Below are 26,710 nucleotides of genomic sequence, written 5' to 3'. Positions count from 1 at the left end.
ATCAACCTTGATCTCAGCCTATCATCACTGACTCAGTGAGTGCTAGCAGCTCTGATTCAAGCATCCTAACAGCACGCAACTACCACACACATATGATTAAGAAATCCCCAAACTTTAAAATAGCAGCCATCGGCTGTATCTTTGCCATCACGCATGCCCAAGGAGCCATCTGGGATGGCGGCGGCGGGACTCCTTTTTGGAGCACCGATACCAACTGGGACGACGACGCAGCAGCCAATGGCACAGCGGTGATCGACAATGGCGATACCACCATTCGATTCTCTGGTGTTACGGTGAATAAAACCGATGTCAACGGCGGGTCGACGCTCGAATTGAATGGCAATAGCCACTCGGACAGCCTATCAGGTTCCAATGTCCGAAATTATATCGGCAATGGCAGTGCAGGAACCGTCAAGCACCAGGGGAATGCCCAATGGGACATCGGTCACATGCTTTCCATCGGTAACGGCACAGGAGGCAATGGCTCATACAGTTTATTGTCCGGAACCTTGACCGTCTTCCGTGACGGCAATGCGATGGCTGGCTCTCCAGTAAAAAGCTCACTGGCGATTGGAACCAATGGCGGCACCGGCATACTCGACATCAGCCGCGGCACCCTGAATACCCGGGCCGGCGTAGAAATTGGCGCAGGCGGAACGTTCCAGATTATGGGAACCGGCGACTCCCAACAAGGGATCGATATCAACATCGGCTCCAATGGCAGCCTCGACGGCTTCTGGTGGCAGACCGCCGGAGGCACCCTAAGCATGGGAATAGGTGCCGATGGCGTGGAGCAGATCTTTGTCGATAACGTCGACGATGATGGCGGCCAATTTGCCACCTTCGCCGATGGCTCTATCTTGGACATGAGCTTCTACGATACCGTCGCCACCCCTGGCACCTGGACGCTCATGGAGCTGGAAGGAGCAGCCATTACGGATGAAGGCTTGGAACTGGCTGCCGGTGATGAAGCAGCGGGCTGGAGCTTCACCGTTGATAACAGCGGCCCCAACGGACTGCTCACCGTCACTTACGTGCCTGAGCCATCATCCACGGCCTTACTGGGACTCGGAGGACTGGCACTGCTGATGCGCCGTCGGAAATAGGTAACTTCCGGAAACTCTCTTTCAGCCACCCTACTCGTTAGGGTGGTTTTTTTGCGTCTCGAGCTTGAGCTTGGAAATGATCACCTCGCCGTAATCGTCTGCACGGTCTCCTTTTTCAGGATTGGATTGGGTGTAACAGCCAGCCTTGAAATAACAGCCCCGCTTCGCAACCTCCCAGTCCATCTTCAGTTCGCCATTATACCAGACTTTGACCCGCCCCTTTCCGGCCTCGATTTTGACGGAAAATGAATCTCCCAAACGGTAGCCATCTTGGAGTAGAACATCACCGATTTTGTTGCGCTCAATAAACAACTTGTCGCCCTCCAGCCGAACCATCATCAGGTCGTCATCGGCATCGTGAATCTGGGCACAGACGACGTGACGTTTCACCTTCGGCGTCTTCGTGATACTCGCCTGTAGCGTCATCGAGCGCACTAGACTGGCTCTGGTGTCCCAGGCGGCGCGCGACGTTCCATCGGCAGACATTTCGCGCAGCTCGCAGCGTGGGTATTTTGAGTTTTTGGTAGTGGCTCCACCACAGGGGGCTCGGAATATCACCGCGCCGTTCTCGACGAAAAAATACCGTTGGTGCGCAAAATTCTTGAGCTCCGGTGACTTGATCTCGTCCGGAGAGCCAAGCGGCTTCGCCACGTCCACTGGCAGAGTGAGCTTCCACGACGACAGGTCAAGCAGCTGGCCGGGGGGAGCCGCGGCGCAGGCACTCAGTGGAAATACCGCCATCATCCATGGCAGGACCTTGACGATAGTCCTCTTCATGATCCGGTGCGGCTTTCCTTAGGCAACTTCTTCTGGGCCGCCTTCATGCTGCTGTCTTCGTGAGCGAAGACAAAGCGATCGATATTAAAATTCTGTGACCGACCGGAAACGACCAAGGTGTAGGTCTCACCTGCCTTGAGCTGATAGACGGGTGTGTGTTTCTGATGCTTGTCATCCAGCTTCGCGGTATAGCCCCAGCCCTCTGACTTGCCGCCGAACATTTTGGTGTCCTTTTTTAGCAGTTTGAGAGGTGTCTTGTTGCCCGATTCAAAGTCGCCCTCGAGGCGGACATAACAATCGTTGCAAATATCCTGCCGATCACTGATCAGGCGTTTATGGGCACGGATGGAAAAGGAATACTTGCCGCCCTTGCTAACCTTGAAGGTGTATTTCAATGGCGACTTAGGCGGGCCGGTCTCCGGTTTGTTGCCGGTGAACTCAAGATGCGCGTCGCCAGTGAACCCCTTGACGCTGGACTTTTTCACCCACTTGCCGAGACGCGACGTGGTTGACTCGGCCTCGATGACAACGAGGCCTTTTTTCTCGAGAAATACAGTCGGTGCGGCGTGCAGGCAGCCGCTTAACAAGGTGATCGCTAACAGAGTAATACGCATGGTTTTTCAATGAGATGGACGATCAGAATACTGCATCGCCCTTCTCTGACCAGCTGAAATCACGGCATCCGCGCGGCTATTCTTTCGGCTTATCCGCTTCTTCATTCGCCTTGCGGATAGCGGCCTTTGCCTTCTGCAAGCGCTCCGGCCACGCAAAAGTGGGAGCCTTGCTGGGATCGTAACCTTTCATGTGCCCGGTCAGTCGGGTGGCAGGCTTGGTGTAAGTGATCTCCGTGTCACCAAAGACCTCTTCGCAGAATTTAGCCAACACCGGATCGTATTCTACCAGTTCCTTGCGGGTATTGACGTGGTTGTGATCGTGATCGTTCTCGCGGTTGTTCCCAAACCACGACTGCACACCCTCGGCGAAGTATTCGAAGCGATTGGTCGCGGCATACTTATTTTCCCAAAGCCCGGCCGCCATGGCTTTCTGATAGGCGGCCTCCAGACGCACGTCGAAGGTGGGATCGATATTGAGCATACCACGCAGGTGGATGTTATGGGCGAACTCGTGAATCAGAATGTTCTCATCCTTGTAGGGGTCACCCGGGTAACCTAGCAGATTTTCCTCGCCACAGGTGCAGTAGGGGTCCGAGTCACTACCACCCGTGCCGCGTGCGCGGGCGTCCCAGAAGTTCTTGGAGGTGACCTCAGGATAGGGGCTCTTGAACTCGGCGAAGTGGGTAAACTCCGGTAAATCGGTGGTGTATTCGTTATACGCAATGATGCACAACCGGGCTCCACTCTTCACCATCGCCGTGCGGACGTCGGCTCTCTTTTTCAACATGAGATCCACCAGATAAGCGGCCTCCTTGAGCGCGTAGGGATTGACTGTGGCCGATGCGACAATGGGAAAACCGCCGACCTTAACCACCTGACTGTAAAAGGCCGGAATGCCGTTCTTTTCTTGCGGAGCGAAGCGGAAACCTTGCACCGGAACGATGCTTTCCACCTCCAGGCGAATTTCCGTTTTCTCCCCGACCACGGCAAAGCGATGCCCCAAGGTGGTGGTGATCATGCGGTCTTCACCGGGATCAAGCGTGCCATTGGGCTCTTCCTTGCCATCCTGACTGAGCCAAAAGATCGCCGCCTTTTCCTCGCTGGCATTGATGATTTGCAACTTGGCCTTCAGATCAGCGGGCTCAGGCGATGCGATCAGGGTGCCCGTGAGACAGAATAAAAAAGCGAGACAGCTGCGTGTGATGGAAGTCATGGTTGATGATGGTGAAGTTTACCGCGATCGATGATCGATAACTTGCACCCTCATCCCTCGCCTAGCCAATCTAATCGCTGCGACCGTCTGGGTCAGAAATTGACGACCACGACCGAGTCGCCGGCCGAAGTGACCTCGGCGGCCGCTATCGGCTCCGCCGCGCGATGTAAATGCAGTGCCTAGCACGCTTCGATTTCTCATGCGGCTTCGCGGCAAAGGCCTCCACCTGAAAGCCCGCTTTGGTCAGGCATTTCTTAAACTTCGGCGCCGGCTCGGATAGCCAGTAAGCGATGCAGCCCTGCGGCGTGATCACCTCGCGTAGTTTGTCTAAAAAGCCGGCCGAGTAGAGTCGGGCATTGCCCGCCGTGATCAGATCGTCCGGTGTGTTGTCGATATCCAATAACAGCACATCGTAACTCGCCTTCGCCTTACTCGAGATAATGTCGAACAAATCACCTTGGGTGATCTTGGTTCGGGTGTCGTCCAAAAGAGGGCCATTGTGTTCAACGAGAAACGTGCGGTTCCACTCGATCAAAGGAGGCATTAACTCCGCCACCTCCACGGTCGCCGGCCTGCCCACGAGCTCCAAGGTGCGCTTGAGGGTAAACCCGAGCCCCAACCCACCAATCAAAACCTTTGGATGGCGTGGTCTTGAAGGTTTGCCTTCCAAAATATCCTGACACCCAATCTCTGCCAGCATTTCCTCCGAACAGGTCAAAGCGGTGCTCATCAAGTCGAACCCATTGTATTTCAGGTAAAATTTACCGTCATGTTTATGTAGGGAAAACACAGTCCCGTCTGACATTTTTGATTCACCAAGCTTCACGTAGGGCTTCATAGCCGCCACTCTGACCGCTATTTTCCAATCAACAAGTCCTGTAATCAATTATCGTCACTCTCGAAAGAGAGTCCGATAAGCGGGTCAACTCCACCAGTAGATCAGTCCGCAAAGTCTCGACGAGTGTAGAAATCTCAAGCATCCATCACAATGCCATCGCTCCATCGGCTCTGGCGATCACCAAAGGCACGATAACGAGAAAGATGATCAACAAAATGATAATCAATACGCGGATAGATAGCTTTTCTAACATGGGAAACTAACGACTAGCAGACAGTTAGAAATAATCTCACATGCTTAATTTTTTATCGCAACATAACAATTATACGTAATCTCTTGAACACGTATCCGGTTTTATCATGCGCAACATGAAATGAGAGCATTTCTCCCGCGAACATTAAATTTCCGATACACTGAATTGATGTATTGGCTCGCCGTGCTGTTGCTCACCCCAAGCTCGACCGCAATTTCTTTTTGACTCAGTTCCGTGAACAAGAGAGTGAATGTTTCCTTCTCACGCGGAGACAAGGCACTGGTCGCAGGTGCCACCAAGCCTCGCTCTAACAACAACCTGTGATGAAGGCCATACGAGCCAGAAATAGCGAGGTATGTTAGCAAGCGATCATGCTCGTCAAAAGGACCTTGGTCCGGCGCGCGATCAATGAGGAAATACGACTCCGCACGGTCCGTCACCGTATAGGCCGAGTGGATACGCTCTTTGATACCCAATAGGGGCACGTTGAACTCCCTGGTCTTCCAGAAATCATCGATCTCATCATCAGGGATCACATCCTGACGGAGCTGCACCCGGGTCTTGCCCGCGTTTTGGGTCATGGTGACGGTATCGATGCCCGGGCCGTGCACCTTAGCGAGTTCAAAGAAGACGGCCTGAACTTCTTTGATGTTGTCAGGAAGATTGAAATCAATGAGATCAGGACACCACCAGCCATCGAAAATCTTGGTAAAATAAACATCACTGGGAGTCTGCCCTGAGGTCGCCGCCAGCCAGGTGACGTTCTTGGCCTTCAGCAGGGTCATCATCTTTTCGATGTATTCTTTCAAACTCGATAGCGTATCAGTCAGCTTCGTCTCAGCTGCTATTCGCCATAGGTTATGTAGTTGGTCGATTTCGGTTGGATTAAGGAAACCGGTTTGGGGAGGAGTATGGTCGCTCATAGAGTGATGTATTATCGTCGCTTAGGGTAATTAGTGCGTTGGGTGGGGGCCTAAGGGAAAGACATCGAGCTTAGATTCAGCATCCGATAGCAGAATATTTCTGCGCATGTCAGATGCTGAATCTAAGCTACATCATAGATAGCAGCGCTGCTAAGCCTCACAAGAAAAAAGAAAGTCACCAAGCCACCCCTCTACCTAACAAAATTAATGAGATGAACTTTAACCCAAGCCCAATCGGCATAAACACTGGCCAAGCTGTCTTCGAATCATAGTGTTGGACTCATCCTAACTGTCATGTTTTTTACTCGTCGACACCTCTCAGCTCTCTCTCTCGCCTCACTCGGGGCTCTCTCAAGTCTAACGATCGCTGCCGAGCCAGAGAGCACAGCGAAGAAGCCGAACATCGTCATCATCATGGCCGATGACCTCGGGGGCAAGGACCTCCACTGCTACGGCAACAAGTTGGTAGACACTCCATCACTGGATCAACTGGCAGCCGAGGGCATGCGCTTCACAGATGCTTATGCCGCCGCTCCCGTTTGTTCGCCAACGCGGGCCGCGATGATGACCGGGCAGGCACCCAGTCGACTGCACCTCACTAACCACGCCCCCGGACACAAGGACGGATTCGCACTCAAGGGCAGCAACCTTCAGGAGCCGAAAACTCTGCGGAACCTGCCACTTTCTTATGTGACGATTGCTGAACGGCTTTCGGAGGCTGGCTACAAGACGGCGCACATTGGAAAATGGCACCTGTCCTATGTCGGTAGAAACAATACCACGGGGCCTACCGAGTTAGAGTTGCGCCCAGAGCATCAAGGTTTTGATATTAACATTGGAGGCCACTTCCGTGGTGGCCCACCGAGCTACTTTGCGCCGTATAAGATCCCCAACCTGCCCGATAAGGAAGAAGGCGAATACCTGCCTAAACGTCTCGCCGACGAAGCCATCGCCTTTATCAAAGATCATCAAGATGAGCCATTCTTCCTCAACTGGTGGCCTTACTCCGTGCACTACCCCATTCAAGCACGTAAGGACCTGATCAAGAAATACAGCCAGCGCAAAGGCCCAGGAATCAAAGACCCGATTTACGCCGCAATGATTGAGGGAATGGACACCGAGATTGGTCGATTCTTAAAGGCCCTCGACGAAACCGGGCTGAGCAAGAACACCATCGTGATTTTCAAATCAGACAACGGCGGCTACGACGGAGACAACCGACCTTTCCGCGGATTCAAGGGCCAGCTCTACGAAGGTGGCGTTCGCATTCCGTGGATCGTGCGCTGGCCAGGCAAGGTTCCAGCCGGATCGGTGAACCACACCCCGGTGATCAGCATGGACTGCTACCCCACCCTCCTTGACGTCGCTCAACTTCCCCTAACACCGAATCAGCCCGTGGATGGAGAAAGCCTGCTCCCTCTTTTCCAACAGAAGAAAATCAAACGCGATGCCATCTACCTGCACTACCCCAACTACGCATTCCACCAGCGGAACCGCCTCGGAGGTGTCATCAGAGAAGGCGACTACAAGCTGATTCAACGTTACGACAACGGAGAACTGGAACTCTACAACCTCGCCGTGGATATCAGCGAGACGAAGAACCTCGCGAAGCAATCACCCGAGCTGGCTCAGCGCTTGGCTGAGAAGCTGCAAGTGTGGTTGAAAAAAACCAACGCCCAGATGCCTGTGCGCGTTCAGGGTGGCCAGGGTGCTCCCGGCAAGTAGGACCGACTTCATTTCCAGCGACCAGCGGTCTTAAGCTTTCTTCCACGAGCCGTCTGCCATCTGCACCCAGGTGCCAGACGGAGCCGAGCTGCGGATCCTCTTAGCGCGGGCTTTTCCCACCGCTGAAGCAGTAGATTTTGTCTTCGCCGCAATGAGCTGATAGACAGCGCGACGGTCAGCATTTTCGGCTTTAACCAGGGCAGACTCGCCACCGCTGAGTGAGCCACGCGGCGAAAGGTAACCGAGATTATTTTCGCCCACCGTGCCTTTTTGTTTCAGGGCGACGATTTTTCCGAGTCGCTGGGCCATGCGGCTTTTCAGCTCGGCAGAGCTGGCGGCCTGTGTGCTGACGGGAGCCATGCCCACCACGAGAATGAATAATGACAGGAGAGCTGCTAGAGAACGTTTCATGATCGTATTTTGAGGTTGGTGTGTTAGTTGGCTATTTGTTGCTCCTTGGCATCGAGGTCACCGAAGAAGTTATCCAGTTCCTTCTCCACCGTCACGCGCACGTTGACGTTGATCTCAATCGGCTTCACCTCGATGGGCTCAACCTTCACTTTGGCGCAGCTGCTGAGTCCGGCAACGGCGACTCCGGCAGCCAGTAGGGATGGGAAGAAATGCTTCATGGTTCTATGTAGATAGACGCATGCTACCGCGAAAAATTCACTCTCACAGTCCAAAGTTCAGTTTATCCCGGTGCTTCAGCAGCAAATCGAAGAAATCCACCGTGTCGTCATCGGGCTGAAATCCATTGATGTTCAGGATAATCGGAGGAGACCCCTCCACTGTAGGTGCGCGGCCCTCAAGCCGTAGCACCACCGCCTTATCAACATCACGCGGATCAAAGAGGCGGATGCTCAGCACCCGCAGTTCCAAGTTCTGCAGCGAGTCTTCCACCATTTTCATCTGCTGATACTCCCTGCCCTTCGGATCGAGGCCAGCGCTAAACTTGTTTCCAGCATCGTAGCGCAGAGTCGCATTGCTTCCGGGGGTGAGATACATGCCACCTCGCTGCGGCATGAACTCTCCATCGATACATTGCATCGGCAGCAAGCCATCGATCCGGCCGCTGATCTTGCCATTGAACTCGGGGAACAGCTTGACCATCTGGGCGATGTCGATTTTTTTCATCCGCACTTTGAACTGATAATTAGCATCGCCGTCAGGAAGCACGAAGGGGTCCAGCCAGACGTTTCCTCCCAGTGCTTGGGTCGCCACATTGCGCAGCTGGATATCCCCGTTAGGAAGCAAATGATAGTCAGCCCGAAGATTGGTCATGGTCATGTCAAAGGCGGTCATCTTAGTGGCAGTCACCCGGTGAAAGCCTGCAGTCTGCTTGGTTTTCATCGAGGTCAAACGAACGCCTCCCTTGATCCCCTCGATCACTGGTCCATCTTCCGTGGTGAATTTCAGGGTGCCATCCTCGATGTCCGCAGTGAGCACGCCATCAAAGTCTTCATCGCTGCCTTTAGTGAAATCCAACTTCATCGCGACGCGTCCTGTTAGCGATTTATCCTTCATCGCATCGATCAAGATCGCAGCGTTATCGATCGGGTTTTTCAGCTCCGCCGCCTTGATTTGCAGCACACCTGCCAGTTTCCACGCATCGCCCTCATTGGACTTCTCGTGTCGATAGGAAAACGGCACCCGGTTGTCCTTCAGCATGGTCGCTCCGGTTGCTGTGAGGGTATCGCCCTCCATCCGCAGTTGGACATCGGTATCGGTCAGATCCATTTCCTCTCCGTCGCTCTCCGCATGCAGGTTGAGCCCGCTCAGCACGGCATCGAGAACCGCCGGCTCACCGCTAAACTTACCCTTACCACGAACCTTCCACGGCTCATCGCCAATGTGATCGAGGTTGAATCCCAGCGATTCTTCAGAGTTGAGGTGGAAATGATCTGCGCTGAAATCGAGGGTGTAATAGCTGGGGTCGGATTGGCTTGGATCCGTATCTGACAAAGGGACGAGATGAAGATCCCATACCCCACGCAGACCTTCAACCTTGATCAGGTCGTCACGATCCAGCACGCTAACATCCTCGAGCGTGGTGCATAACACACCTTCGAAGGGAAGAAAGGCACCCATCTTGAACTTGAAGGTGCTGAGACTGCTACCGGTCAGTGTGCAGTCGTCGAAAAGATCGGTGATTGCGCTCAGTAGAGGCATCGGCTTGGCATGTGCCACAGGACCTAACACCATTTCTCCATCCAACACCCAGCGTTCCTCGTCGGTCATCCGATGGTGGTAATGCACAGGCAGCTTGGTGCCATTGTTGACCATCGATCCCGCCACGGTCAGAGACTCCCCTTTTTTCTCCAGACGCAGGGTGATTGCATCGAGCTCCACCAGCCTCTCGTTATACCGGCCTCTGAGTTGCAAGTTCTCGATCTCGCACGAGAGCACTGGCTGCTCCACACCCCACTCAATCCGCGCCTGCCACTTCGCATCCGTTGGCTTCGCTTGACCTAGAACAAAGCCAGCTGACGGGTCGAGGGGCATGGCCACGGCATCTAGACCACCTGCTAACAGCACGTGACCGGATCCGTCCGACTGCTGGGTGAGCTGAATCTGAGCTTTTTCTATTTCCAGCAATACAGGCTGATCGCCACCGTCATAATCGATTTGGCTCAGTGTTCCGGCCAAGTGGAGAGGCTCCATACGGTCGCCATCAAAGCGCAGCCCCCCACTCAATGCCGCCCCGCCGACAGCCATCCCCTGCGGTAACAGGCCGTCGTCGAGATCCAGCAAGGTTTCCAAACTCTGCAAAAAACGCTGCGGAGCCACTTCCGTGAGTTCCAATACCAGATCTGTAATTTCTTGATCGGTCTCGAGGTGGACCTTGAGTTGGAAATCGTCCGATGCCAGAGCTACGGCTGTTTCCCGGTCGCTGACAGCTTTCACCGAGAGATCCCATTGCATCTGGTCACTGCGCTCAGCTTGCTGGATCGTGAGATGCACCTGCTTGGCCTGAATTTCCCCCAAGCGCTCCACCATGGCCGGAAGCTGATGGATGATCGGTGTCGATGCTGTTTCTTGCTGTTGTGGCTCGGACGATGGCTCATCGGAAATCACCTCGGCAGAGCTTTCCCCCGGCGTGAAATCGATCACACAGCGAGCCCCCTCCAAGGAGATCTGATCCACCCGCCCCTTGAGCAAATCGAGTGCATCGTAGTCCACGGTCACTCGCTCTGCGCTCAGGCTCCAGACGCCGTCCGCGAAATCCACCTCCTCGATCACCGCGGATTTCCACCCGATCTCGCGCACTTGAAACGTGTTCTTTTCCAGCCCTGCCTCTTCGATCATCGAGATCAGGACCTTCTCAGCGATGCGGGGCAAGAAGCACCAAAGCACAACCACAAGCAGCACAAAAATACCCAGCACGACCAGAAGGCCGCGCCTGAAACGACTCCAGCCACTCCGCCGCTTATGCACCGTGGCAGAATCGGGGGCTTTGTGCTCTTGGCTTGTTCCAGACATGCTGGAAGCAATCTAACCTGATAGCGGGGAAAATCGATGGCATTTTTACTTCCTTCGGCGAAGACCACACGCCAGCGCTCCCAGAATCAAAGACAACGCAGCCGACGGCTCCGGCACAGCCACGGGAGCAAATTCCGTGGTGACCACATAACCGGTGCGATCGTCATCATCCTGTGGGTCCGGGCCGGCATTGTTCACGGTAAACTGAAGCTGGGTGAAAGTGCCAGTGAACTGAATCGAGCCCGCTGCCTCCTCACCAAAGATGGCCTCATCCGCGATACTGCTGCCGGAGCCGCTATTGCTAAGGATGTTACCGGATTGCATGAGATTCCCTGTGCCTGTGAGTATGGAAAAGCTATTAGTAAACACCAAATCGCTCTGTATATCGACGTCCGAAAAACTCAGCACTGGATTCGTGATTTGCGCACCGAAATTGAAGGTCACAATCGAAGAAGCCATGCCATCGGTTTCGATATTGGCAAAGTCACCATTCACCTGGGGATAAAATGGCAGGCTCACAGGCGCTATAACGGGGAGCCCGTTATACGTGTCCCCAGGATCCAGATCTCTCCAAGGAAACCCTTCATTGATCTCCGAAGGGTGAGTGGCATCCGCTACGGATTTCACTTCGCCGGAGGTGGTCAATGACACCACGAAACCGGTGTCGAAGCCCGCGCCCGTGTTGTCCACCATCACTTCGCGCCATACACCGCTCGCTGAGCCACCCATACCTGGACTGAGTGAGGTGTAATTCGTGATCCACACAGCAGATGCGGAATGAATTGGAAGTAGAGCAAGAGTTGATGTCAGCACCAGGCTGCGAATAAGGAATATGTTAGATGCTGGATCAAAGCGATCCGCTGCGTTGTGGGGTGGATAATTCATCGGATTGGATGTTATTCATCTCTGCATCATACACATACGCAGACGGGACACAACCTAAATTCATACAGTCGTTTAACTCCTCCTAATCATCCTCGCAACCTAACCTAACATAGTCGAAGTGCAGAGCACTCGATCGGCACTTATCCGGAGAAGTTTTCCGTCTCGATCGCTTCCAGTTGACTGACTAACAGCCTAAACACATCGGGTTCCAAGCCACGATCAGGATCACCCTTGCCACAGCTGACCAGCCACTTGTTCAGCACTCGGCGATCCTCTCCGCTCATGTGGCGGACAAAGCCTTGGCTCTCGTCGCCACTGATGAGAGAATCAACGTCGCGCTTGCCGTGGGCTCGGCTAATCACCTCGTGGTAAGTCACCAGCAATCTATCTAACAAGATCCATGGAAAGTTCTCATTCTTCGGCGGCCCGAGTTCCAGTTTTCGTCCTTCGCCACCTTTCAGTTTCATGCCTCCAGAGAGGTCCACCTTGAGATCGGGCAATTCATCGCCCTTGAAAAAAGCCGCCGCCGCGCCGAATAATGTGCCAAAGAGGGTGCCAGCGCCATGGGTGAGACCTCCGCTGCCTACGTCCACCGCCACGCCCGCTGCCGCTCCCGCCGCACCGCCAGCCATGGCAAGCTGACTTCTGGAGAGCCCCCATTTCGACCAAGTCTCCTCCGCTTCGAGATCGATATCTTCAAAGCCGAATTCGTCCCAATCGATTTTAATTAAATGGTGACGGTAGATTTTCAACAGCTCGTCGACCGACTTTTTCACCAGCTTGGTCACCGATTTGTAATACGCTTCCACCATCTCCGCCTGCACCCGCTCGCGCCGGTGATCGACCTCCACCACCCGCTCTTCGAGCACGCGACTCTCACGCAGCATCATCGCTGATTCCAGCGCGCCGACCAATACCTCGGCCGTCTCTTCGCGGCGCTGACGCCACTCGTCATCGAGACTGCGGATCGTGGATTCGATGACCTTGGCGTGTTCTTCGTCGATTTCGAGAAGCGACTTGAGCAGGCGGCGGCGTTCGTCGAACCGTGCTTCGTGGGCGTTGAAGGTGCGGACTAGGTTGAAATAGCTACCCAGTCGGTCGCGCCAGGTTTTCAAGTGTTCTTCGCTGGCGTCCTTGGCATTGAGCAGTGCCATCCGGCGTCTGCCCGTCCAGCGCAGGATCTCCATTTCCGCGATGAATTCGTCACGTAAGGGTTTGCTGGGATCGATCACATATAGTAGACCTGCACCTTTCAACAAAGGATCCAACAAGCGGCGCTCATCTTCGAAGTCACCCGTGGCTGAACTTTGCTCGACAAATTCACGAACGCTTTCAAGGTCTGGCGTCCCTGGCCCATGAATCCGCTTGATTTCATTCATAGCTCCTATGGCCTTTTGAAATCCGGGAGTATCAATGAATCGGATGCATTCTCTATCATCCAACACGAGCGGTAAAGCTTGGCACTGGGTGGTTGCTCCCGCTGTGGGAAGAATTCGGATAATGCGATCGTCGTCCACCTCTAACAATGTCGCTAACACCGATGACTTACCGGCATTCACTTTCCCCACCACGGCAAAAACAGGCACGTTAGCAGGTGCATCGGTAACATCGGTGGTGGGCTCGTTCATCGGGTAGTTAAATTACGGGTCAAATCTCTGCAGGTCAACCGACCACATCATAGCGAACCACGGAGGTCTCACTGTCTCTCAAGGAATCAACAAACTGTGCCCACTGCGCGAGCTCCTCCTCGCTGCCGATCACGACGTAGCGGATCATGTGATCGGCCCCAATCGCGCTGCGAATCTGATCGTGATAGACCTCCATCTGTTTCGGACTCAGGTTCCAGCCTTCGACCAAGAACACAACGCCCATCGCTACCGACTTGGCTTTTTCCATGGCTTCCGCCTCCTCCTCGGTATCCAGTGTGCCGAGTGAAAATCTTGCTTCCGGGTTCACGCGCAGAGTTTGCAGTAGGAAAGGACGAACGCTGTCCGTGTCCATTTCCAAGCCACCGATATCGAGCAGCACCACACCATCGGCTGGGCCTACCTGCACTTCACCCCGCTGCACCTTGGTGAGGTCACGCCAGAGCGAACGGTGTCGTGATTCTTGAAAATCCATTCCCGCCAGAGCACGACGCTCCATCGACCACGCCAGCACCCACAAAATCACCCGAGGGAGCAAGCCCCAGACAGCGATGGCAAAGAGAAAAAAGAAGCCCCAGGAGAGATCCACCGCCATGCGCTCAGGCATGGAATTCTGTGCGGGCGGAATCAGAACACTGCCGCGTTTTGCCTGATCGACCACCTCCGCGCCGGGTGCAATGCTATCGCTGAAAAAGGCCAAGGCCTCGGTGACCTGAATCAAACTGTCACGACCGAACTGCGGTAGGGTCGACTCCCAATAAAACCCAATCTGGAAAAACCACAGACAACCGAAAAGGCCTAACAAAAGCCCACAATTATACCCGACACCCCCAGCCTGAAGAATACGCGCCAATCGCCATGAGATCACACTCTGTCCTCCGCTGACACGAGTTTGCAATCGTTTCCAGACATCGCCCACCATCTTCTCGCCGCCCCATTTTCTAATCAGCTTCTGCAGCAGGACTTGGAAAATACTGAGACTGCCGGACCAGCGACGCCATAGCCAGTAGGCCAGCACCGAGCCCAACATCAGCAACCATTGAAAGCCAATCGTCACGCCTAACAAAATCCAAATATTATAGCCCCGCATCCGCGTGACTTCTCCGCCGGAATAGGAAAACTCGAACTCCATCAGCAGCCCACGCAGCACCCCGATGCCGGTGAGCAACATCACCAGCCAGAGCAAGAAGGCGAGCAAACGTGCGCCGGAATCCAGACGGTGCCCCGATTCCTCATGCTCCGCCTCGCGGACCTCCTCCAGCATCCAGCGGAACCCCAGCCTACGACGATTCAGCTCGGAACTGACGCCTTCATTTTCCAGCTCCTCGCCGACACCATTCCGCCACGCCGACTTCCAGCGCGCTGCCTTTTCCAGCTGCACTTCAAAATCCACTAAATCGCGCAGAGTCCAGCTGCGTTTTTTCTGTTGTCGGGTCACTGCGCAAACACTGTTCTATTTCCTTCAGCACGACAAACAAATCAACATATCAGGATACATAGATTTGTTCTTGTTTCTTGTCATTTCATGCATACTTTCCCTCCCGCCACGCTATGCCTAGACCCGACGCCACCCAAGAACTGACCCAAGCCCTGAAAGACCGTATCCTTGTGCTCGATGGAGCGATGGGCACCACCATCCGTGGATACGGACTGGAGGAATCCGATGCCCGCGGGGATCGTTTCAAAACCAACGACAAGGATCTGCTCAATAATGGCGATATCCTCACGCTGACCCAGCCTGATACCATCGGAGACATTCACAAGCGCTTCCTCGAGGCCGGCTCCGACATCATCGAGACCAATACCTTTTCCGGCACCGCGATTTCGCAATCGGAGTTCTTTGTCGAAGATCCACGCGAAACAGGCAAAGGTCGCAAGGATCCGGAGTTCTATCAGAAAGTCATCGAGAACCCGTTCTTGCAGGACCTCTCGTGGGAAATGAACGTCAAATCCGCCCAGCTGTGTCGCGAGTGGTGCGACCGCATTGGCACAGAAACTGGCAGGAAACGTTACGTCGCCGGAGCCATCGGGCCGCTCACGGTATCGCTCTCGGTTTCACCCGATGCCGAGGACGCCGGATTCCGTGTGGCCACCTTCGACCAGTTGGTTGCCGACTACTCCCACCAGATCCGCGCCCTCATCGAAGGCGGCACCGACATTCTGATGGTGGAGACGATTTTCGACGCACTGAATGCCAAGGCAGCGCTGGTCGCCACCCAAAACGTTTTTGAAGAGGACGGGCTGAAATTGCCAATCATGATCTCCGCCGCCGTCGGTATGGGAGGCGAGACAATGATCTCGGCTCAAAAAGTCGAGGCAATGTGGAACGCGGTGAAACACGTGAACCCTCTCTCGGTCGGTCTGAACTGCTCGTTGGGGCCGGACAAAATGCGCCCCTTCCTCTCCGAGCTGAGTGGAATCGCAGAGGCCTTTGTTTCCTGCTACCCGAACGCCGGCATGCCCAACCCACTGGCACCGACGGGTTTCGATCTCGGTCCCAAGGACATGAACAACCAGCTGGCCGACTTCGCCAGCGCCGGCTTCCTCAACTTTGCAGGCGGCTGCTGTGGTAATACTCCGGAACACGTTGCCGCCATCGCTGAGGCGGTGAAGCAGCATGCGCCACGCGAAATCCCCACCCAGGAGCCGCTGCTCAGACTCTCCGGCACAGAGGCCTACAATCACACCGACGATAAAAATTTCCTGATGATCGGCGAGCGCACCAACGTCGCCGGCTCACCACGATTCAGGAAATTAGTGCAGCAGGGAAAACTGGAAGACGCCCTCGCAGTCGCCCGTCAACAGGTGGACAACGGCGCTCCGGTGATCGATATTTGTTTCGACGACGGCTTGATCGACGGCGTCGATATGATGACTCGCTTCCTCCAGCTGGTGCAGTCCGAGCCGGACATCACCAAGGTGCCGATCACGGTGGATTCCTCGAAGTGGGAAATCATCGAGGCGGGGCTGAAATGTCTGCAAGGAAAAGGCATCGTCAACTCGATCTCGCTGAAGGAAGGTGAAGAGGCCTTCAGGAAAAACGCCCGCACCATCATGAAATTTGGTGCCGCCGCCGTGGTCATGGCCTTCGATGAAAATGGCCAGGCCGCCACCTATGAGGAAAAAATCCGCATCTGCGAACGCGCCTACCGCATCCTCGTCGATGAAGTCGGCTTCAACCCGCAGGATATTATTTTCGACCCCAACATCCTGACCGTCGCCACCGGCATCGACGAACACAACAACTACGCGGTCGACTTTTTCAATGCCACCAAGTGGATCAAGGACAACCTGCCGGGAGCCAAAGTCTCCGGCGGAGTTTCCAACGTCTCCTTCTCATTCCGCGGCAACAACCCAGTGCGTGAAGCCATGCACTCTGCCTTCCTTTACCACGCAGGCAAGGCCGGCATGGACATGGGGATCGTCAATGCGGGTATGTTGGAAGTCTACGATGACATCGAACCCAAGCTGTTAGTCGCCGTGGAAGACGTGCTGCTGAATCGCGATCCAGGAGCCACCGAGCGCCTGCTCGATCTCGCTGAGGAATACAAAGGCATCAAGAAAGTGGTGCAAACGGAAGACCTCGCCTGGCGCAAGGAGAGCGTGGAAAAACGTCTCGAATACGCGCTGCTCAAGGGCATCGACAACTTCATCACCGAGGACACGGAGGAAGCACGGCTGAAATACGACAAACCGCTGCACGTCATCGAGGGCCCGCTGATGGACGGCATGTCGGTGGTCGGTGATCTCTTTGGTGCAGGTAAAATGTTCCTGCCGCAGGTGGTGAAATCCGCCCGTGTGATGAAAAAATCGGTCGCCCACCTCGAGCCGTTCATGGCTGAGGAAAAAGAGATCAAGATTCTCGCCGACATGAAAGTCCTCCAGGCCGAAGACCCGTCGATCTCCGATGCCGATGCCCGCATCCACGTGGAGAAATCCATGACCGCCGGTCGTGTCATCATGGCCACGGTGAAGGGTGACGTGCACGACATTGGCAAGAACATCGTTGGCGTGGTGCTCGCCTGCAACGGCTTTGAAGTGATCGATATGGGCGTGATGGTGCCCTGCGACAAAATCCTCGACACCGCCATCGAGAAGAAAGCTGATGTCATTGGCCTCTCCGGCTTGATCACGCCATCGCTCGATGAAATGGTCGCCGTGGCCAAGGAAATGGAGCGCCGCGAGATGACACTGCCCCTACTCATCGGCGGTGCCACCACCAGCCCTGCGCACACCGCAGTGAAAATTGCCGAGCACTACAGCGGCCCCATCGTGCACGTGCTCGATGCCTCCCGCTCGGTGCCTGTGACCACCACCCTGCTCAGCGAGGACAAGCGCGAAGCCTTCATTGCCGAGAACAATGCGAAACACGAAAAGCTGCGCGCGAATTTCAACAAGAAGGACAAGGCCACCATCTCGCACGAAAAGGCGGTGTCAAATCGCTTCGTGCCCAAGGGAGGTTGGGAAAACTACAACCCACCGAAACCCGAGTTTACCGGCACACGGGTGATCGACAACCAATCGCTACGCGAGCTGGCGGACTATATCGACTGGACCCCGTTCTTCCACGCCTGGGAGCTACGCGGCGTCTGGGATCGGGAAAACAAGGTGCTTAAGACCCGCAATGCCGAAGCTGCCGAAGTCGCCCAAAAACTCTATCAGGACGCGCAGGAACTTCTGGAGGAAATCATCAGCGAGAAAAAATTCACCGCCCGTGGCATCTACGGATTTTTCCCCGCTCATGCCGACGGCGACGACATCGTGCTGCCTGAAAACAAGCTCACCTTCCACACCCTGCGTCAGCAGATTGAGAAATCGACTGAGAAACCGCACTACGCGCTCAGCGATTACGTCGCACCATCGGACGACCACATCGGCGGCTTTGTCGTTGGCATCCACGGTGCCGATGAGTGGGCGGCCCAGCTGCGCGAGAAACATGAAGTCGACTCCGCTATCATGGTTCAAGCGATTGCGGATCGCCTCGCCGAGGCCTTTGCCGAACTCCTCCACCACCGCGCACGGGTGGCGTGGGGATACGAGCGCCCGAATGAGTTCAACCACAACGAGCTGATCAAGGAAGTTTATCAAGGAATCCGTCCGGCACCCGGCTACCCGGCGCAACCGGATCACACCGAGAAAAAAGCTCTGTTCGAGCTGCTCGACGCCACTCCTGCCACCGGCGTGGAACTGACCGAAAGCTGCGCCATGCATCCAGGCTCCGCCGTTTCCGGACTGCTCTTCTCACACCCTGAAAGTAAGTATTTCGCCATCAGCGATCTGCAAAAAGACCAAGTGGAAGACTATGCCAAGCGCAAGGGCTGGGACATGGACACCGCTGAAAAATGGCTGGGGCCATGGCTTGGCTACTAAGCCACGCCGTCTAACAAAGGCCTCAACAGCAAGCCGATCGCATAGGCAATCCCTGCGGCGAGTGTCCCCACTCCCAGGGTGCCCAGGCCTTCGGTGAGCCAATTTTTGCCCACAAATCGACTTTTTAGTGCACCCACACTAAAGAAAGCCACACCCGTTAATATCGTGGCAGCATAAAAAGGCTCTTCAACTAACAGCCCAGGGTGAATGTAGCCCATCACGTAGCTAAGCAGAGGGATCATCCCGATCAAGATAAACGCAAGGTAAGTCACTCCGGCTGCCTTCCACGGCGATGGCGTGTGCAGCGATAAGCCAAACTCCTCGGTGATCATCGTATCGACCCAGCGTTTGTCATCAGAAGTGATCACCTCCACAATATCGTCTAGCATCTTACCCTCAAAACCCTTGAGGGCAAAAATCTGCCTTATCTCGTCGCGTTCCCACTCTGGGTGGGACTGGATTTGATCCTCCTCGTCACGGCGGCGTTTCTCCCGGGTTTCCACTTCCGCGCGGGTGCCGAGGTAATTTCCAGCCGCCATGGAAAAGCCATCGGCCAAGAGGTTCGCCAGGCCCATGACAATAACGATGCCATTCGACAAACCTGCAGCAGCCACCGATGCCACCACGGCGAAGGTAGTAACCGCACCATCGATGGCTCCATAGACAAAGTCGCGCAGATAACTATGATCAGGGTCAGAGCTAATCCGCCGACGGATTGCATCCGGTGAGTGATCGGCACGCACTTTATCACTAGGCATAGCCAAGCTATAACCCAGATTGCGTTAGGATGCCACGGCAAAGCGCCAGTTAAACGTAAGGCAGGGCCTCGGCACGAGCCTCGATGGCCTCGGCATTGCCCAGCAACTCACCAATCGGATCCCAGCGGGCCGAAAGCAGGGCTTCACGAGCCGACTCGGGCATGGTCACGGCAAAAGTTTCATCAGCATAACTGACCTCCATCTTTTCCAAATCAAGCTTCACCTCAGTCGAAGGATCGGCCTCCACCGCCTTGGTCAGCGCTGCGATTTGTTCGGCCGTGGAACAGACACAGGGCATGCCGATACCAGTCGAGTTGCCAAAGAAAATTTCCGCAAAGCTCTCCGCAATCATGGCTCGGAAACCGGATCGATAGATCGACTGTGGTGCGTGCTCGCGCGAGGAGCCACAGCCGAAGTTCGGTCCGGCCAGCATGATCGATGCTCCTGCAAACTTGGGATCGTCCAGTGGATGGCCCACCGAGTTTCCTTCGGAGTCAAACCTGACATCATAAAACAGACCTTCGGCAAGATCATCAAAGGTCACGCATTTCAAGAAGCGTGCCGGGATGATGCGATCGGTATCAATATCTGCACCCGGAACAAAAACGGCAGTTCCGGCAACTTGTTTGATAGCTTGAATGGACATGATGTTAGGAAATTAAAAAGTGATTTACTGCTCCGCCTACTCTCCGGCAGGCTGGTATTTTTGCATGATGCGCTGCAGCTCAACCTTGAAGTTCTCTGCATACTTCTGGGCATACTTTTCGCCCAACTTGGCCCCAGACGACATCAGAGCGGGCATGACCTCGAGGGATTTTTTCCCCAGATCGCTGTTGTAGAAATCCACCAGTTGGGAGAGTTCCTCCTGGGTGAATTCTTTTTCATAGAGCTTCACCATCTCGGCTTTCAAATCCGGATCACGAGCGACTTGTTGGAAATACACATCGGCAGCCTCACCGACCTCCTTGACACCAGCCTCAGGAAACCCTTGCGTTTTCAGCTGATTGAGGAAGGGAGTGAACGCCACCTTGGAGGTGTCTAACATCGTTTCTTCAATGTTGATCAACGCCATGAGCTGCAAGGCGGGCGATTGAGCTTCAGCCTTATCCTGCGCCATGGCAGAGGTCAGGGGCAGCAGGCTGGCGAGGACGAGTAGCAGTGTTTTCATAATGGATTGCGGGGGTATGTGGATTAAAAATATTAGTTCACCGTGAATACCTCACGGGCGTCGGCCACTCGGCCTTCAATGGCAGCGGCAGCCACCATCAGGGGACTCATCAAAACGGTCCGCCCAGTCGAGCTTCCCTGCCGCCCTTTGAAGTTACGGTTCGATGAAGAGGCGCAGAGTTGATCACCCTTCAATTTATCCGGGTTCATCGCGAGACACATCGAGCAACCAGCGGCGCGCCACTCAAACCCGGCATCGATGAAGATTTGGTCGATGCCTTCTTTCTGACAAATGGCAGCGGTAATTTGTGAACCAGGCACCGCGAGAGCCGTGATGCCATCGGCCACCTTTCTGCCTTTCAAATACTGCGCGACCTCACGGAAATCGGAGATCCGCCCGTTGGTGCACGAGCCGATGAAAGCGACATCAATTGGCGTCCCCTTGATCGGAGCTCCGGCCGGAAGTTTCATGTATTCCAAGGCCTCGTCAATGGTAGCTTTTTCGCCTTCGGTCTTCGCCTCGGCGGGATCTGGAATGGTCTCCGAAATCGCGATACCATGGTCAGGAGAAATCCCCCAGGTGACCGTCGGCTCAATGTCTTCCGCCTTGATATTGACCACATCTTCGTAGTCGGCATCCGGGTCAGAGGCATAGGCACTCCAGCGTTTCACCGTTTCAGGCCATTGGCTGTCGTTAGGAGAATAGGGACGATTGGCGAGGTAATCAAAGGTCGTCTGATCCGGGTTCACATAGCCGCAACGTGCGCCCCCCTCGATGGACATGTTGCACACCGTCATGCGCTCTTCCATGGTGAATTGATCAAAGACAGAACCACCGTATTCATAGGCATAGCCGATGCCGCCGTTAGCTCCTAACAGGCGAATGATATGCAGTGCCACGTCCTTGGCATAGACACCGGGAAGTAGTTCGCCCTCAACATTGATCCGGCGAACCTTGAGCTTCTCCATGGCAATCGTCTGGGTAGCTAGAACATCGCGGACCTGAGTCGTGCCGATGCCAAATGCAATCGCACCAAAGGCACCATGCGTGGCCGTGTGAGAGTCGCCACAAACAATGGTCGTTCCCGGCTGGGTAATCCCCTGCTCAGGGCCAACGATGTGAACGATGCCCTGCATGCCGGATGCGAGGTCAAAGTAGGTGATATCAAACTCCTCCACATTTTTCCGCAGTTCGGAAATCATGGCATCGGCCAGAGGATCGGAAAAGGGCCGCTGTTGGTTATCGGTGGGAACGATGTGATCAACCGTGGCAAAGGTGCGGTGCGGATATTTCACAGTGAGTCCGAGGTCGCGCAGCATGCCAAATGCCTGTGGGCTGGTGACCTCGTGGATCAGGTGTGAGCCGATAAAAAGCTGCGTTCTGCCGTCTGCCAAGCTGCCCACAGAGTGTTCATCCCAGACCTTTTGATATAAATTTTTCCCCATGGTGAAATCGATTCGCTCTGGGCGTGTATAACGCATTCTGGATCACTTGGCAAATCGCGAATCCCAGAGGCAGGGGCCCAACAAAAAAGCCGACCTCGCAATGCGCGAGATCGGCTTGGTGATTCAGATGCTATCCGGGCTCTTAGAATTCATAAGTCGCTCCAACGCGAATCTCACGCCCAGGGCTGGCAAGACCTGATGGAATGAAGATCGTGTGTGCTTGGTAATCTTCATCAAAAACATTATCGATATTGAGTGACAGACTCAGTCCCTCGATGCTTTGCACATCCCAGCTCACAAACGCATTGTGCACCATGTAGGAATCTTTCTTGGCAACGTAAGGTGTAGCCTCTTCGTCCACTGCCTGACGGTATTCCACATTCCAACCGAACGTTAGACCGCTTTCCTCATGGGCGTAGCTCACTTCACCGATCCAGCGACGGCCAGCCACCACCATGCCGTAGTTATCCAACCACGGTGAGTTCTTCACGTCAGGCTCAGCGTGGGCCACTCCCACAGAAGCTTGAAAACCACCTTCGCGATAGCCAACGGTTAGGTCATAGCCCTCAACTTCGAGATCGTCCACATCGTCATAAGCAGGAATCGGAGAGAGATAGTTATCGATTTTCTGTTTATAAATCGATCCAGTCGCGAAGAAGCGATCTGCGCTATAGTTGAATGACAACTTCACGGTCTCAGCTTCTTCACCTTCCACTCCTTCTGGATAAGGTGCGGTGAGGAAAGACTCACGAATACCGGCACCTCGATAGGCTTCGGCATAGCCACCAGTGAAGGAGAGGCAATCAGTCGCCTGCCACGTCAACGCTGCGTTCGGGCTGAATTTTCCAGAGTCGTAGTTCTGACCTTCCACATCGGTGAAATCGTAGTAGTCGTATCGACCACCAAAGCTGAGCACAAATTGCTCGCTCAGTTGCCACTCGTTCTGAATGTAGAAACCGACAACGTCTTCCTCTTCACCACCCTTAACGGAATCGTATGGAGGAAGAATGAGGTAAGGCACATTGATGTCGCTCTCAACATGACGATACTGCACCCCATATGTCGTCTTGAAGGATCCGAATTGAGATGTGTTCCGCAGATCCAGATCCAGCGTCTCAAGATGGGCGTAATAGTTTTCCTCCGTGCGGTTGAACTCTTGGCGTGAGAAACTAGCACGTGCTTGCAGGTCGATGAGGTCCTGATTTTCAGGATTGTAACCATACTTGAAAGTCAGAGCTTCACGCAGAACCTCGACGTTCTGAAGCAGACCTGTAGGACGACCACTTCCTGTCAGGAAATCTTCACTGACATTGAGGCGATCGTAGGAAAGGGTATCGCTGAACACGCGCTCCAGACCGATGTCCAAACTGTGGCCACCATCGAATCGACCCGAGAATTTCAGCAGGACACTTTCAGACTCATAAGCAGTCAGATCAACGGTATCACCATTGCCATCCTTATAGTCATCGCGATCGGTGTAACCGGCTGAAAGCAAATAAGCCCAGTTACTTCCCAAACGACCGTAAAAGGATTGGGAAAGCTTGAAACCTTCACCATTCGAGTAGTAAACCGCTTTACTCATGCCTCCGAAGTCTTGGCCCTCGTCCAGAAGGTCGTAGGCATTCTTCGTCTCAAACTGAATCGCACCGCCCAGAGCGCCAAAACCATTCAAGGCAGAGCCCGCACCGGCGAAAACGTCCACACTCTTGAGCAGTTCAGGCTCTACGACGACACTCCCTGCGTGGTGGTAAATATTCCCCTGCCCTGCACCATCGATGGTTACATTCAAGGAAGTTGACTCCCAGCCATTGACAAAAATCTGCTGAGCTTGAGCTCGGCCACCATTGACGGTGACACCAGGTGATTTCTGAAAGATATCATCCAGATCGGCTGGCTTGATAAGTTCCAAATCCTTTGCCGTTACCGAAGTGTCCGGTTTTCCGACGAGAGACTGTTCTTCCTCGGCCTTCACCACGGTGGGATCCAGTCGGGCATCAGGCTCTTCAGCATAGGCCGTGGCGGCGATGGCTGAGAGCGCAAGCGTGTTGATGTATTTTTTCATACGGACGCTGTGTATAATCAACTAACAACATCCACGCTAATGGCCACTTGCCATCTATTAGCGGTCCATTACCTAACAAACTCATTAAGAAAATCACCGCTAGTCGAATCAAGTGCCGCAGAATGTCTCGCGCACTTTCTCCTCAGGACTGGGCGGCTGCTCCAAGTCGGCAAACTCCTGCTGATCGCTAAAGGGGTTTTGCAGAGCACGGTGCAGTCGCTCAAAGGGGGCGAAGTCACCCCGGTAACCGGCTTGGATCGCTTCTTCCACCCGATGGTTGCGAGCAATCAGCACCGGATTGGCTGCGCGCATGGAATCTAACTGAGACACATCGAAGGTCTCTTTCCAGCGATCGAACCAGCGGACAAACTGCACCTGATCGGAGAATAGACCCGCCAAAGGTTCCACCTCAGCTCCGGCGGCCACCTGAGTCAGGCGACGGAAGAACAGTGTGAAATCCACCTGCTGGTTGGCTAGCAGGCCGAGAGCGCTTTTGATCAAAGCGTCATCCGCATCGGACGGTAGGGCGAATTTGGCCCGGAACCTGGCGGTGTATTGTTCGGCAAAATACTCAGGGAACTCGGCGAGTGCGGACTCGACTTTTTCAATCGCCCGCTCCTGGTCCCGATCGATCAACGGCACCAAGGTTTCGGCGAAACGACTCAGGTTCCACAGCCCGATATTCGGCTGATTTCCCCAGGCGTAGCGACCGCCGGAATCGATGGAACTGAACACGCACTGCGGATGGAATTCATCCATGAAGGCGCAGGGGCCGTAGTCAATGGTTTCGCCAGAGATCGCCGTGTTATCGGTGTTCATCACGCCATGGATGAAACCTAACGACATCCACTGAGCGATCAGTTCGGCCTGCGAACGCAGCACCCGCTTGAATAGGCTGAGATACGGTTCCAGATCGTCGGAGGTTTCTGGAAAATGGCGCGACAAGGAGTAGTCGGCCAGCTCTCTAACGGCATCGATTTCCTGCTGGGCATAAAAATACTGAAACGTTCCCACGCGAATGTGGCTGGCGGCCACGCGGGTGAAGATACCGCCTGTTAGCGGACCGTCTTGGCGCAGCACGGTTTCGCCTGTGGTCACGGCTGCCAGCGCTCGAGTGGTCGGCACGCCAAGCGCATGCATCGCCTCACTCAGCAGATACTCTCTGAGCACCGGGCCAAGCGCGGCCTTACCGTCGCCGCCACGTGAAAATGCGGTCCGTCCAGAACCCTTGAGTTGGATGTCGCGACGAGTCCCAGAGGCATCGACCACCTCACCTAACAAAATCGCCCGACCATCGCCTAGCTGGGGTGAGTAGCCACCGAATTGGTGCCCGGCATAGACCTGGGCAAGAGGTTCGGCACCCTCCGGCACCTGATTTCCCGACAGCATCCCCAAGCCATCAGCCGACTCCAGCCAGCTCGGGTCGATCCCCAGCTCGGTGGCCAGACTGTGGTTCACTTTGACCAGGGCCGGTTCCGGCACCTGCGCGGGATTCTGCCGCACGTAGAACCGGTCGGAGAGCCGGGCGTAGCTATTGTCGAAGGGAATGGTCGAGTCGCTCATCGCGGAGAGTATGAACGACTCCTTAGTTTTTTGAGACAGAATTCACAGAATTTCTCAACATTAAGCTGAATATGCTAAGTCAAAAAATTCTGTTCATTCTCTCCAGTGCCACAGGCACAGCACCAGACAGGAAATCTATTCCCCTGCCTTTTTCAGCTTGGCTAGCTCTTTGAGAATCATCTCTGGAGTGGCACGATTACGGTATTCTGCATCGAGGAAGGCGTAGGCGATTTTACGATCGGGAGTGATGATGTAAGTGGCGCTAAGTGGCAGGGTCGCAGAATCGTATTCCTCGCCGTTGTATTTATTCAGTCCGGCGAAGGACTCCATGGCATCTTTCACCCACGGGGTCATTTTGAAGACGATGTTGAATTTCTCAGCCACCTGGTTGTTGAGATCGGTCAGCACCTCGAACTCGAGGGAGAATTTCTTTTTCGTAGGCAGTGAGTTGTCCGGAAGCTCGGGAGTGAGCGCGATGAACTGGGCACCGGCTTCTGCAAACTTCGGCAGGTTTTTCTGATAGGATTGCAGCGCGATGTTGCAATACGGGCACCATGACCCACGATACCAGGTCATCACCACCGGGCCGTCTTTCAGCAGATTGGAAAGTGTCACCTCCTTACCCACGGCATTTTTCAGGGTGAAATCCGGTGCGGTGTCGCCTTTTTTCAAAGCCTTCTCCATCAGGCCAGAATCCTGAACAGCCTTGATCCCCTTGTTGTATTCGGTGATCTTTTCTTCGGAGGCCTTCTTTTCAAAGTTGCTTTTGCGGGCATCCAGCTGGTCCTGCAGCTCGTCGGCGAAGAGGGAGGTGCCGGTGGCGAGCAGGGCGAGTGTCGTGTGTACGAGTTTCATGCCCTTAGGATACACGACTCTCAGATCTA

At 54.6% G+C, this 26,710-nt stretch carries 21 protein-coding genes; 3 read left to right on the top strand and 18 right to left on the bottom strand.

Going from position 1 to position 26,710, the window contains the following annotated elements; translation table 11 throughout:
- Positions 1–92 precede the first annotated feature (92 nt).
- Positions 93–1,106, top strand: a complete 1,014-nt coding sequence (locus JO972_RS09385) for a PEP-CTERM sorting domain-containing protein (RefSeq protein WP_309489778.1) — start codon at positions 93–95, stop codon at positions 1,104–1,106.
- A 30-nt stretch (positions 1,107–1,136) separates the two neighbouring features.
- Here the strand turns inward: JO972_RS09385 and JO972_RS09380 are convergent, their stop codons facing one another.
- The 5 genes from JO972_RS09380 to JO972_RS09360 form a co-directional block, all read right to left on the bottom strand.
- A complete protein-coding gene (locus JO972_RS09380; protein ID WP_309489777.1) occupies positions 1,137–1,883 on the bottom strand; it encodes a polysaccharide lyase family 7 protein in 747 nt (248 codons plus the stop codon).
- Positions 1,880–2,497 (bottom strand): hypothetical protein, encoded by a 618-nt coding sequence (locus JO972_RS09375; protein ID WP_309489776.1) that lies wholly within the window; start codon positions 2,495–2,497, stop codon positions 1,880–1,882. Before JO972_RS09375 ends, JO972_RS09380 begins: the two co-directional genes overlap by 4 nt.
- A gap of 76 nt (positions 2,498–2,573) precedes the next feature.
- Positions 2,574–3,710 carry a hypothetical protein gene (locus JO972_RS09370; protein WP_309489775.1) on the bottom strand — a complete coding sequence of 379 codons (1,137 nt, stop codon included), beginning with the start codon at positions 3,708–3,710 and terminating at the stop codon, positions 2,574–2,576.
- A gap of 145 nt (positions 3,711–3,855) precedes the next feature.
- Positions 3,856–4,596: a spermidine synthase family protein gene (locus JO972_RS09365; protein ID WP_309489774.1), complete on the bottom strand. Its 741-nt coding sequence runs from the start codon at positions 4,594–4,596 to the stop codon at positions 3,856–3,858.
- 309 nt (positions 4,597–4,905) lie between these two features.
- A complete protein-coding gene (locus tag JO972_RS09360; RefSeq protein WP_309489773.1) occupies positions 4,906–5,610 on the bottom strand; it encodes a helix-turn-helix transcriptional regulator in 705 nt (234 codons plus the stop codon).
- 408 nt (positions 5,611–6,018) lie between these two features.
- Here JO972_RS09360 and JO972_RS09355 point away from each other — a divergent pair, with 408 nt between their 5' ends.
- Entirely contained in the window at positions 6,019–7,449 is a 1,431-nt protein-coding gene (locus JO972_RS09355; protein ID WP_309489772.1) for a sulfatase, read from the top strand.
- A 30-nt stretch (positions 7,450–7,479) separates the two neighbouring features.
- On the opposite strand, the gene JO972_RS09350 is transcribed toward JO972_RS09355, so the two are convergent.
- The 6 genes from JO972_RS09350 to JO972_RS09325 all read right to left on the bottom strand — a co-directional run bounded on the left by JO972_RS09350 (position 7,480) and on the right by JO972_RS09325 (position 14,898).
- Positions 7,480–7,860: a YdbL family probable chaperone protein gene (locus JO972_RS09350; RefSeq protein ID WP_309489771.1), complete on the bottom strand. Its 381-nt coding sequence runs from the start codon at positions 7,858–7,860 to the stop codon at positions 7,480–7,482.
- A 23-nt stretch (positions 7,861–7,883) separates the two neighbouring features.
- On the bottom strand, positions 7,884–8,078 hold the full coding sequence (locus JO972_RS09345) for a hypothetical protein (RefSeq protein ID WP_309489770.1): 195 nt from the start codon (positions 8,076–8,078) through the stop codon (positions 7,884–7,886).
- A gap of 43 nt (positions 8,079–8,121) precedes the next feature.
- Positions 8,122–10,929 (bottom strand): intermembrane phospholipid transport protein YdbH family protein, encoded by a 2,808-nt coding sequence (locus JO972_RS09340; RefSeq protein ID WP_309489769.1) that lies wholly within the window; start codon positions 10,927–10,929, stop codon positions 8,122–8,124.
- A gap of 45 nt (positions 10,930–10,974) precedes the next feature.
- Positions 10,975–11,814 carry a PEP-CTERM sorting domain-containing protein gene (locus JO972_RS09335; protein ID WP_309489768.1) on the bottom strand — a complete coding sequence of 280 codons (840 nt, stop codon included), beginning with the start codon at positions 11,812–11,814 and terminating at the stop codon, positions 10,975–10,977.
- A 140-nt stretch (positions 11,815–11,954) separates the two neighbouring features.
- Positions 11,955–13,442 carry a GTPase/DUF3482 domain-containing protein gene (locus JO972_RS09330; RefSeq protein ID WP_309489767.1) on the bottom strand — a complete coding sequence of 496 codons (1,488 nt, stop codon included), beginning with the start codon at positions 13,440–13,442 and terminating at the stop codon, positions 11,955–11,957.
- 34 nt (positions 13,443–13,476) lie between these two features.
- Complete coding sequence (locus JO972_RS09325; protein WP_309489766.1) at positions 13,477–14,898, bottom strand: DUF2868 domain-containing protein; 1,422 nt, start codon at positions 14,896–14,898, stop codon at positions 13,477–13,479.
- A gap of 113 nt (positions 14,899–15,011) precedes the next feature.
- Between JO972_RS09325 and metH the strand changes: the two genes are divergently transcribed.
- Positions 15,012–18,830, top strand: coding sequence for a methionine synthase (gene metH / locus JO972_RS09320; protein WP_309489765.1), 3,819 nt, complete (start codon positions 15,012–15,014; stop codon positions 18,828–18,830).
- Here the strand turns inward: metH and JO972_RS09315 are convergent.
- The 7 genes from JO972_RS09315 to JO972_RS09285 all read right to left on the bottom strand — a co-directional run bounded on the left by JO972_RS09315 (position 18,827) and on the right by JO972_RS09285 (position 26,681).
- Positions 18,827–19,588, bottom strand: a complete 762-nt coding sequence (locus JO972_RS09315) for a VIT1/CCC1 transporter family protein (RefSeq protein ID WP_309489764.1) — start codon at positions 19,586–19,588, stop codon at positions 18,827–18,829. The two genes, metH and JO972_RS09315, sit on opposite strands and share 4 nt — an antisense overlap.
- 49 nt (positions 19,589–19,637) lie before the next feature.
- Positions 19,638–20,234, bottom strand: a complete 597-nt coding sequence (leuD, locus tag JO972_RS09310; RefSeq protein ID WP_309489763.1) for a 3-isopropylmalate dehydratase small subunit — start codon at positions 20,232–20,234, stop codon at positions 19,638–19,640.
- Positions 20,235–20,270: 36 nt separating this feature from the next.
- Positions 20,271–20,756 carry a DUF2059 domain-containing protein gene (locus JO972_RS09305; protein ID WP_309489762.1) on the bottom strand — a complete coding sequence of 162 codons (486 nt, stop codon included), beginning with the start codon at positions 20,754–20,756 and terminating at the stop codon, positions 20,271–20,273.
- Between the two features lie 32 nt (positions 20,757–20,788).
- Positions 20,789–22,201: a 3-isopropylmalate dehydratase large subunit gene (leuC, locus tag JO972_RS09300; RefSeq protein ID WP_309489761.1), complete on the bottom strand. Its 1,413-nt coding sequence runs from the start codon at positions 22,199–22,201 to the stop codon at positions 20,789–20,791.
- A gap of 142 nt (positions 22,202–22,343) precedes the next feature.
- On the bottom strand, positions 22,344–24,263 hold the full coding sequence (locus JO972_RS09295; protein WP_309489760.1) for a TonB-dependent receptor domain-containing protein: 1,920 nt from the start codon (positions 24,261–24,263) through the stop codon (positions 22,344–22,346).
- Positions 24,264–24,371: 108 nt separating this feature from the next.
- Entirely contained in the window at positions 24,372–25,865 is a 1,494-nt protein-coding gene (locus JO972_RS09290; protein ID WP_343221570.1) for a protein adenylyltransferase SelO, read from the bottom strand.
- Between the two features lie 96 nt (positions 25,866–25,961).
- Positions 25,962–26,681, bottom strand: a complete 720-nt coding sequence (locus tag JO972_RS09285; protein ID WP_309489758.1) for a peroxiredoxin-like family protein — start codon at positions 26,679–26,681, stop codon at positions 25,962–25,964.
- Between the last annotated feature and the right edge of the window lie 29 nt (positions 26,682–26,710).

Origin of the sequence: Oceaniferula flava (assembly GCF_016811075.1) — a bacterium.
Lineage (GTDB): Bacteria > Verrucomicrobiota > Verrucomicrobiia > Verrucomicrobiales > Akkermansiaceae > Oceaniferula > Oceaniferula flava.
Note: the sequence above shows the minus strand (reverse complement) of the source record. Positions and strands in the feature narration are given on the sequence as shown.

What these genes read in the sequence shown, in the direction of transcription:
- JO972_RS09285 (WP_309489758.1), bottom strand. Translation starts at nt 26,681, where the DNA reads ATGAAACTCGTACACACGACACTCGCCCTGCTCGCCACCGGCACCTCC.
- JO972_RS09350 (WP_309489771.1), bottom strand. Translation starts at nt 7,860, where the DNA reads ATGAAACGTTCTCTAGCAGCTCTCCTGTCATTATTCATTCTCGTGGTG.
- leuD (WP_309489763.1), bottom strand. Translation starts at nt 20,234, where the DNA reads ATGTCCATTCAAGCTATCAAACAAGTTGCCGGAACTGCCGTTTTTGTT.
- JO972_RS09355 (WP_309489772.1), top strand. Translation starts at nt 6,019, where the DNA reads ATGTTTTTTACTCGTCGACACCTCTCAGCTCTCTCTCTCGCCTCACTC.
- JO972_RS09340 (WP_309489769.1), bottom strand. Translation starts at nt 10,929, where the DNA reads ATGTCTGGAACAAGCCAAGAGCACAAAGCCCCCGATTCTGCCACGGTG.
- JO972_RS09385 (WP_309489778.1), top strand. Translation starts at nt 93, where the DNA reads ATGATTAAGAAATCCCCAAACTTTAAAATAGCAGCCATCGGCTGTATC.
- metH (WP_309489765.1), top strand. Translation starts at nt 15,012, where the DNA reads ATGCCTAGACCCGACGCCACCCAAGAACTGACCCAAGCCCTGAAAGAC.
- JO972_RS09315 (WP_309489764.1), bottom strand. Translation starts at nt 19,588, where the DNA reads ATGCCTAGTGATAAAGTGCGTGCCGATCACTCACCGGATGCAATCCGT.
- JO972_RS09335 (WP_309489768.1), bottom strand. Translation starts at nt 11,814, where the DNA reads ATGAATTATCCACCCCACAACGCAGCGGATCGCTTTGATCCAGCATCT.
- JO972_RS09370 (WP_309489775.1), bottom strand. Translation starts at nt 3,710, where the DNA reads ATGACTTCCATCACACGCAGCTGTCTCGCTTTTTTATTCTGTCTCACG.
- JO972_RS09380 (WP_309489777.1), bottom strand. Translation starts at nt 1,883, where the DNA reads ATGAAGAGGACTATCGTCAAGGTCCTGCCATGGATGATGGCGGTATTT.
- leuC (WP_309489761.1), bottom strand. Translation starts at nt 22,201, where the DNA reads ATGGGGAAAAATTTATATCAAAAGGTCTGGGATGAACACTCTGTGGGC.
- JO972_RS09305 (WP_309489762.1), bottom strand. Translation starts at nt 20,756, where the DNA reads ATGAAAACACTGCTACTCGTCCTCGCCAGCCTGCTGCCCCTGACCTCT.
- JO972_RS09375 (WP_309489776.1), bottom strand. Translation starts at nt 2,497, where the DNA reads ATGCGTATTACTCTGTTAGCGATCACCTTGTTAAGCGGCTGCCTGCAC.
- JO972_RS09345 (WP_309489770.1), bottom strand. Translation starts at nt 8,078, where the DNA reads ATGAAGCATTTCTTCCCATCCCTACTGGCTGCCGGAGTCGCCGTTGCC.
- JO972_RS09330 (WP_309489767.1), bottom strand. Translation starts at nt 13,442, where the DNA reads ATGAACGAGCCCACCACCGATGTTACCGATGCACCTGCTAACGTGCCT.
- JO972_RS09295 (WP_309489760.1), bottom strand. Translation starts at nt 24,263, where the DNA reads ATGAAAAAATACATCAACACGCTTGCGCTCTCAGCCATCGCCGCCACG.